The 8057-nt window shown below is 68.2% G+C and carries 9 protein-coding genes; 5 read left to right on the top strand and 4 right to left on the bottom strand.

All coding sequences use genetic code 11. The annotated features are described in order from the left end of the window. Positions 1-984 (bottom strand): anthranilate phosphoribosyltransferase (trpD, locus tag EIO58_RS08930; RefSeq protein WP_127819235.1); only part of this gene is annotated, 984 nt, incomplete at its 3' end. 186 nt (positions 985-1170) lie between these two features. Between trpD and ctaE the strand changes: the two genes are divergently transcribed. From ctaE to EIO58_RS08955, 5 genes are all read left to right on the top strand, one after another. Next, the gene (ctaE, locus tag EIO58_RS08935) at positions 1171-1815 is read left to right on the top strand and encodes an aa3-type cytochrome oxidase subunit III (protein ID WP_127819236.1); all 645 of its coding nucleotides are present in this window, start codon (positions 1171-1173) and stop codon (positions 1813-1815) included. Positions 1816-1835: 20 nt separating this feature from the next. Further along, on the top strand, positions 1836-2636 hold the full coding sequence (gene qcrC / locus EIO58_RS08940; protein WP_127819237.1) for a cytochrome bc1 complex diheme cytochrome c subunit: 801 nt from the start codon (positions 1836-1838) through the stop codon (positions 2634-2636). 37 nt (positions 2637-2673) lie between these two features. Continuing rightward, positions 2674-3753, top strand: a complete 1080-nt coding sequence (qcrA, locus tag EIO58_RS08945; RefSeq protein ID WP_127819238.1) for a cytochrome bc1 complex Rieske iron-sulfur subunit — start codon at positions 2674-2676, stop codon at positions 3751-3753. After that, on the top strand, positions 3750-5612 hold the full coding sequence (gene qcrB, locus EIO58_RS08950; RefSeq protein WP_446723912.1) for a cytochrome bc1 complex cytochrome b subunit: 1863 nt from the start codon (positions 3750-3752) through the stop codon (positions 5610-5612). The genes qcrA and qcrB overlap by 4 nt, the downstream gene beginning before the upstream one ends. A 159-nt stretch (positions 5613-5771) precedes the next feature. Then, positions 5772-6191, top strand: coding sequence for a rhodanese-like domain-containing protein (locus EIO58_RS08955; RefSeq protein ID WP_127819239.1), 420 nt, complete (start codon positions 5772-5774; stop codon positions 6189-6191). Positions 6192-6224: 33 nt separating this feature from the next. On the opposite strand, the gene EIO58_RS08960 is transcribed toward EIO58_RS08955, so the two are convergent. The 3 genes from EIO58_RS08960 to EIO58_RS08970 all read right to left on the bottom strand — a co-directional run. Beyond that, positions 6225-7019, bottom strand: a complete 795-nt coding sequence (locus tag EIO58_RS08960) for a PP2C family protein-serine/threonine phosphatase (RefSeq protein ID WP_127819240.1) — start codon at positions 7017-7019, stop codon at positions 6225-6227. 61 nt (positions 7020-7080) lie between these two features. Next, positions 7081-7551 carry a cytochrome c oxidase subunit 4 gene (locus EIO58_RS08965; protein WP_127819241.1) on the bottom strand — a complete coding sequence of 157 codons (471 nt, stop codon included), beginning with the start codon at positions 7549-7551 and terminating at the stop codon, positions 7081-7083. Beyond that, positions 7552-8057: cbb3-type cytochrome c oxidase subunit I (locus tag EIO58_RS08970; protein ID WP_205789192.1), on the bottom strand; the 506-nt coding region annotated here is incomplete at its 5' end.

Raw genomic sequence — 8057 nt, forward strand, 5'->3', positions numbered from 1 at the left:
GGCGGCGTCGCGCGCCTCGGCCAGCCGCTCCAGGATCGGGCGCTGCGCCTGGCCCGCGTCGCGGAACAGCCGGTACGCGACGATCCCCGCTGCGGCGTTCAGGAGCACGATGTCGCGCACCGGCCCCTCCTCACCGCCCAGCACCCGCCGCACGACCGCCGCGTTGTGGGCGGGCTCGCCGCCGAGCAGATCGCCGATGTCGGCCAGCGGGATGCCGAGGTCACGCGGGTCGAGGTCGTGCTCGTGGATGTCGCCGAGGCTGATCTCCCACACGCGGCTGTGGCCCGTCGTCGTCAGCTCGTCGAGGCCGTCATCCCCCCGGAACACGAGCGCCGTCGCGCCGCGCGTGCGGAACACGCCGGTGATGAGCGGCACCCGGTCCAACTGGGCCACGCCGACGGCGTTCGCCTCGGCGCGCGCGGGGTTGACCAGCGGCCCGAGGAAGTTGAAGACGGTCGGCACGCCGAGCTCGCTGCGCGACGCGGCGGCGTGCTTGAACCCGGGGTGGAACGCGGCGGCGAATGCGAACGTGATCCCCGCCCGCGACAGTGTCTCGGCCACCGCCTCGGGCGAGAGCGCGAGATCCACACCCAGCGCCCCGAGCACATCCGACGAGCCCGACGACGAGCTGGCGGCGCGGTTGCCGTGCTTGACGACGGGGATCCCGGATGCCGCGGCCACCAGCGCCGCCATCGTCGAGACGTTGACCGTGCCGAAGCGGTCGCCGCCGGTGCCCACGATGTCGAGGACCCCGGGGTCCACGGGCAGCGGAAGAGCCGCTTCGAGGATCGCGTCGCGGAAGCCGACGATCTCGTCGACCGTCTCGCCCTTGGCCCGCAGCGCCACCAGGAATCCCGACAGCTGGGAAGGCGTCGCGGCACCCGACATGATCTGCCGCATCGCCCACGTCGACTCCGAGACGCTGAGATCGCGTCGCTCCAGCAGCGTCGTGAGGATGCCCGGCCAGGTGTACAGCTCCGCCATGGCTGACAAGCCTAGCCGCGCGCGCGAATCGAAACGGATTCGTGACACGGGGTCCATTCGGCGCGATTCCCGGTCGTCACCTCGTGTTCACGGCGGACTCGCGGCGTTCTCTTAGGTCATCCTAAGTTCAGGTCCCCGCGATCGGGTGCCCGCCGATGCGAAAATCGGGGCCCCGAATCGGCCATAATGGGAAGCGTGACGACCTCCACAGCGACCTACTCCCAGGCCATGCGGTCCGTCAAGCGGCCGGATCCGGTCGCTGTCGGCACCATCGTGTGGCTCGGCAGCGAGGTGATGTTCTTCGCGGGCCTGTTCGCGATCTACTTCACCCTGCGCAGCACCTCGCCCGATCTCTGGGCCGAAGAGACGCAGCTGCTGAACGTCCCGTACGCCCTCGTGAACACGATCATCCTGGTGCTCTCGTCGGTCACGTGCCAGATGGGTGTGTTCGCCGCCGAGCGGTTCCAGCCGTACCCCGTCAAGCAGAACTCCTTCTGGCAGCGGTGGGGCATGGTCGAGTGGTTCTGGCTGACCTTCGCGCTCGGCGCGATCTTCGTGTCGGGCCAAGTGTGGGAGTACGCCCAGCTCGTCGCCGAGGGCATGCCCATCGACGCCAACGCCTACGCGTCGGCCTTCTACCTGACGACGGGCTTCCACGCCCTGCACGTCACCGGTGGCCTCATCGCCTTCCTGCTGGTGATCGGTCGCGCCTACGCCGTCAAGAACTTCGGGCGCAAAGAGATGACGTCTTCGATCGTCGTGTCGTACTACTGGCACTTCGTCGACGTCGTCTGGATCGCCCTGTTCGCCGTCATCTATTTCTTGAAGTGAGAGCGGAGCTGAACCCAGACATGGCACGAGAGACCCCGCGCCGCTCGAAAGGCCGCCGCAGCCCCTGGGCGGCCGCTGCCCTCATCGGCGTCGGCCTGCTGATCACCGGCGGCGCCTACGCCGGCGCGTCCGCTGCGATGGCGGCCACCACTCCTGAGACCGCCGCCGCCGCGCTCACCGTCGAGGATGGCGAGAAGCTGTTCCAGGCGAACTGCGCCACGTGTCACGGACTCGACGTCCAGGGCACCGACGACGGACCGTCGCTGTACGGGGTCGGCGAGCTCGCCGTCCACTTCCAGATGAGCACGGGCCGCATGCCGCTCCAGATGCAGGGCCCGCAGGCTCCGCAGAAGCCGGTGCAGTTCACCGACGAGCAGATCGCCGCGATCGGCGCGTACATCCAGTCGATCGCCCCGGGACCCTCCTTCCCCGACGAAGAGGTGCTCGACGGCGAGGGCTCCGCGTCGGAGGGCGGTGAGCTCTTCCGCATCAACTGCGCCATGTGCCACAACGTCGCCGGCGCCGGCGGCGCGCTCACCGAGGGCAAGTACGCCCCCGCACTGCACACCACCACCCCGCTCAACATGTACGCGGCGATGGTGACGGGCCCGCAGAACATGCCGGTGTTCAACGACATGACGCTGACCACCGAAGAGAAGCGCGACATCATCACGTACCTGCTGTTCCTGCAGGACAACCAGTCGGCGGGCGGGTTCTCGCTCGGTTCGCTCGGCCCCGTCTCCGAGGGCCTCTTCATCTGGATCTTCGGCATCGGCTCCCTGATCGCCATCACCGTGTGGATCACGGCGAAGTCCAACTGATCGACATTCGCAAGACGCAACACTGACGAGGAGCAGCATGGCCCACGAGGACGACCCGCTCGAGCACGAGAGGGCTTCCTGGAAGCCCTCCCCCGGGCTCGCCGTCGCGGTCACCGACCCGGTGAGCAACCCTGGGCTCCCCCCTCACCGCGAGCGGATGACCGACAAGGACCCGGTCGCGATGCGTCGTGCCGTGCGCACGGTCTACACACTCTTCTATCTGTCGGTCGGTGCCAGCATCTGGGCCATCGCCGCGTACTTCCTGTTCCCGATCGAGAGCGGCCGGATCGTCGACATCCGCGCCAACAACCTCTTCATCGGCCTGGGCATCGCGTTCGCACTGCTGGCGATCGGCATCGCCACGATCCACTGGTCGAAGGCCGTCGTGTCCGACACGGAGTTCATCGAGCCCCGCCACGCCACGCGCGGGCGCGACGCGACCCGCGAGGCGGCGATCAAGGCCTTCTCCGACGCGAACGAGGAGTCCGGCTTCGGACGCCGCGTCATGATCCGCAACTCGATGATCGCCGCCCTCGTCGCATCAGTCGCTCCCGGCATCGTGCTCTTCCGCGGCCTCGCGCCGTTCAGCTCGCCGGAGCACCCCGAAGCCGGCGATCCAGTGGCGCTCCTCGAGCACACCATGTGGGCAGAGGGGATGCGCTTGGCGCATGACCCGACCGGAGAGCCGATCCGCGCGGCGGACCTCACGCTCGGCTCCGCCGTGCACGTGATTCCCGAGGCGCTCGCCGAGCTGTCGCACAGCGACGGATACCTCGAAGAGAAGGCGAAGGCGATCGTGCTCCTCGTCCGGCTGCTCCCTGAGCAGCTCGTGGAGTCCGAGGAGCGCAAGGAATGGTCCTACAACGGGATCGTCGCCTACTCGAAGGTCTGCACCCACGTCGGCTGCCCGGTCGCGCTCTACGAGCAGCAGACCCACCACCTGCTGTGCCCGTGTCACCAGTCGCAGTTCGACGTGACCGATCACGCCAAGGTCATCTTCGGCCCGGCCGCCCGTGCGCTGCCGCAGCTGCCCATCACCGTTGACGACGAGGGCTATCTGGTCGCGCGCAGCGACTTCACCGAACCCGTCGGCCCGAGCTTCTGGGAGCGTCATTGAGTACCGCCACTCACCCCACCGAGGACGTCACTCGGGAGCCGGCCGTCTCGCCCGGGCCGCTTCCCGCACGTGACAAGCCGCTGGGCGGCCGTTTCATCGGCGCCACGGCCAACTACATCGACGAGCGCACCAGCCTCTCAGGCTTCGTGAAGGAGCTGGGGCGCAAGATCTTCCCCGATCACTGGTCGTTCATGCTCGGTGAGATCGCCCTGTGGGCGTTCGTCGTCGTGCTTCTGTCGGGAACCTTCCTGACGTTCTTCTTTCAGGCATCGATGGTCGAGACCCACTACAACGGTGCGTTCCTTCCGATGCGCGGCATCGAGATGTCGGCGGCGATGGCCTCGACCCTCGAGATCTCGTTCGACCTGCGCGGCGGGCTCCTGGTGCGCCAGATCCACCACTGGGCCGCGCTGGTGTTCGTCGCCGGGATCGGCGTGCACATGCTTCGCGTGTTCTTCACGGGCGCGTTCCGCAAGCCGCGGGAGCTGAACTGGGTCATCGGCTTCGTGATGTTCATCATCGCGTTGGGCGAGGGATTCACGGGCTATTCGCTGCCCGACGACGTCCTTTCGGGCAACGGTCTGCGCATCATCGACGGCATGGTCAAGGGCATCCCGCTGGTCGGCACGTGGACCTCGTTCCTGCTCTTCGGCGGCGAATTCCCCGGCACCGCGATCGTCGGCCGGCTGTATGCGCTGCACATCCTGTTGCTGCCCGCGATCCTCGTCGCGCTGCTCGTGCTCCACCTCATGCTGATGGTGATCAACAAGCACACGCAGTTCGCCGGGCCTGCCCGCTCGAACAGCAACGTGGTCGGGTATCCGATGATGCCGGTCTACATGTCGAAGATGGGCGGCTTCCTGTTCATCACGTTCGGCGTCATCGTCCTGATCGCGTCGCTGTTCACGATCAACCCGATCTGGAACTACGGTCCGTACGACCCGTCGCCCGTGTCGGCAGGCACGCAGCCCGACTGGTACATCGGCTTCGCCGACGGTGCGCTGCGCCTCATCCCGCCCGGCTGGGAGTTCGTGCTCTTCGACCGCACCTGGTCGCTGAACATCCTGGTGCCGCTCGCCGGCTTGGGCCTGTTCATCGTGCTCGTGCTCATCTACCCCTTCATCGAGGCGTGGGTCACCGGCGACAAGCGCGAGCACCACATCGCCCAGCGTCCGCGCAACGCGGCGACCCGAACGGCGATCGGCGCCGCGGGTGTCACCTTCTACGCGGTGCTGTGGGCGGCGGCAGCGTCCGACATCATCGCGACTCACTTCTGGCTCACGATGGAGGGCGTCATCCACACCCTCCAGGCGCTGCTGTTCGTGGCTCCGATCGTCGCCTACTTCCTCACGAAGCGGATCTGCCTCGCCCTGCAGAAGAAGGACCGCGAGATCGCGATCCACGGCTACGAGTCGGGCCGCATCGTTCGTCTTCCCGGCGGCGAGTACATCGAGGTGCACCAGCCCGTCGACGAGTACGACCGCTACCGGCTGGTCGACTTCGAGACCTACGAACCGCTGGTCGTCCGGCCGAACGCGAAGGGCCGCATTCCGTGGCACCAGAACGTGCGCGCGGTCGCCTCGCGGTGGTTCTTCGAGGACCGGCTGACGCCTGTCACGCAGGGCGAGCTCGACGCGGCGCTGGCGCACCAGCATCACGCCCTGGAGCACATCGCGACCGAGGAGAGCGCCGAGCTTCAAGCGGCCCACGAGCGCGCCGGCGTGCCGGACGCACCCCACACCCCGATCGACGACGGGCGCAACTCCGAGACCGCAGTGCGCCCCTCGAACGTGATCGTCCCCGAACCGGAGCCTGGCACCGACGCTGCGAAGGACGAGGAGAAGGAGTCCGGTCGGTAGACCGCTTCCGCTCGTCACCGGATGCCCCGGCACGACCGCTACGGATCGTGTCGGGGCATCCGTCGTTCCCGCCGCCGGTCTGACGGAACGGCAGGATTCCGGCGTCCCGTGTCTGCACCCGTGCGAGCCGCGCGGTGCCGTGGGTCATACCCTGGTGGCATGACGGACGCATTGACGTACTTCTCCGCCAAGCTCGCTCTCGAGACGGACGCGTCTGACGTGTACGCCGCGCAGAAGGCCGGCGACGACTTCGTGCTCGTCGACGTCCGCGGCGACGAGGCGTGGGCGCAGGGGCGCATCAGAGGCGCGATCCACATGCCGTACCGCGAGATCGCCGCGCGTGCACCGCGCGAGATCCTTCCAGGGACGCCCGTGGTGGTGTACTGCTGGAGCCCGGGGTGCAACGCCGGCGTGAAGGGCGCCCTCGAGTTCGCGAAGCTCGGCCTTCCGGTCCGCGAGATGATCGGCGGCTACGAGTACTGGGTCCGCGAGGGCCAACCCACCGAGAACGACGAAGGAGCGCTCCCCCGCGTCTTCGACCCCCAGGTGATGGTCGTGCACGCGCCCGTGACCGGCTGAGCGGAGCTGCCCGCCGTCGAAGCGACGCGCCCCCTAGGCCGAGTCCAGCCCTTCCATGAACCGCTCGGCCGCTGCGCCGTAGAACGCGGTCGTGCCCGTCGCCATAGTGGCGGGATCGGCATCGGCGATCACGTCCGCCACAACGACGGTGACGTTGTCGCGCGTGCCGGCGTCGAGGGCCAGCGCGACGCACGCCGCCGCTGCCTCCTCGACGGCGTCGGAGGCGAGCAGGATCGCGCGGACGTCGCCCTCGGGCACATAGTCAGTCAGCCCGTCGCTGCACAGCAGCCATCGATCACCGGGCCGGTGGCTGTGAGCGGCGATCGTGGCGTCGTCGTGCTCGGCTCCGCTGAGCGACGCAGTGATGACGTTGCGGCGCGGGTGGAATGCCGCATCCTCCGCCGAGACGAGACCCTGGTCGACGAGAGCCTGCACGAGCGAGTCGTCGCGGCTCTGCTGGCTCAGAACGCCGTCACGGAGCAGGTACGCCCGCGAGTCTCCGGTGTGCGCCAGAAGGAGCTCGTCATCGCGCGAGACGAAGAGGCCCGTGAACGTCGTCGCCATGCCGCGGAGCGTGGGATCGCGCTGCACGTGCAGCCGGAGATCCCAGTTGGCCGAGCGGATGCTGTCGGTGAGCTGCTCGGCGTGACCGCCTGCAAGAGGTCCGGCTGCAAGGCGGTGCATGAAAGCCGCGGACGCCAGGTCCCCGGCCGGTCCCCCGCCCACGCCGTCGGCCACGGCAGCGCCCCACGAGGCCGTGAATGCGGCGTCCTGGTTCGCCGTGCGATGCGGTCCGACGTCCGAGACGGCGGCCGCGCGCAGGCGCACAGACGCGCCCCTCAGGAGAGCGGCCTCACATGCGCGCGCCGGATCGGCATTGCAGAGGTATTCAGCGGGCGAAGTGTCCGCGGTAGTACTCGTAGACCCAGCCGACGATCGCGACCACGAACACGGCGATGCCGATGGGCATGAGCCAGGCGCCGACCGCGAGGCCGATCATGCCGAGTGCGGCCGAAAAGGCCAGCACGATCGGCCACCACGACCACGGGCTGAACTCGCCGAGCTCGGGGTCACCGTCGTCGATGTCTGCCGTCAGGATGTCTTCGGGAAGCTCGCCGCCCTGCGCCTTGTGCACCTTGCCGACGTAGAACGCGATGAGGGCGCCCATGAGGGCCGTGAAGACCAGCGCGACCGTGCCGACCCACTCGACGGAGTCGGTGAAGTAGGTCCATCCGTTGCCATCGGGGTTGGCTTCGACCGCCGACGCCCAGTTCTCGAGCAGATTCCAGCCTGTGTACAGCAGCCCCACCAGCAGGAAGAACGCCGTCAGCAGCCACCAGAGTCGGGTGTTGGTCCGCACTTACTTCACCTCTCCCTCGGCGACGTCCGCAACCGGGGCGTCGGGCGCGTCCTTCGCCGGGCCGACGCCGACGGGGATGCCGGCCTCGGGGTGGTTCAGGTCGAACGCGGGCCGCTCGCTGCGGATCCGCGGGATCGACGTGAAGTTGTGCCGCGGCGGGGGGCAGGAGGTCGCCCACTCGAGCGACGCCCCGTAGCCCCACGGGTCGTTCACGGTCACCTTCGGCGCCTTGCGCGAGGTGATCCACACGTTGAACAGGAACGGGATCATCGACGCACCGAGCAAGATCGCGCCGATCGTCGACACCTGGTTCTGCCACGTCCAGCCGTCGGCTGCCGAGTAGTCCGCGTAGCGACGGACCATGCCGTCGACGCCGAGCCAGTGCTGGATGAGGAAGGTCATGTGGAAGCCGATGAACAGCATCCAGAAGTGCACGTAGCCCAGGCGCTCGTTGAGCATCTTGCCCGTCCACTTCGGCCACCAGAAATAGAAGCCGGCGAACATCG

Origin of the sequence: Microbacterium sp. CPCC 204701 (assembly GCF_004010105.1) — a bacterium.
Taxonomy (GTDB): Bacteria; Actinomycetota; Actinomycetes; order Actinomycetales; family Microbacteriaceae; genus Microbacterium.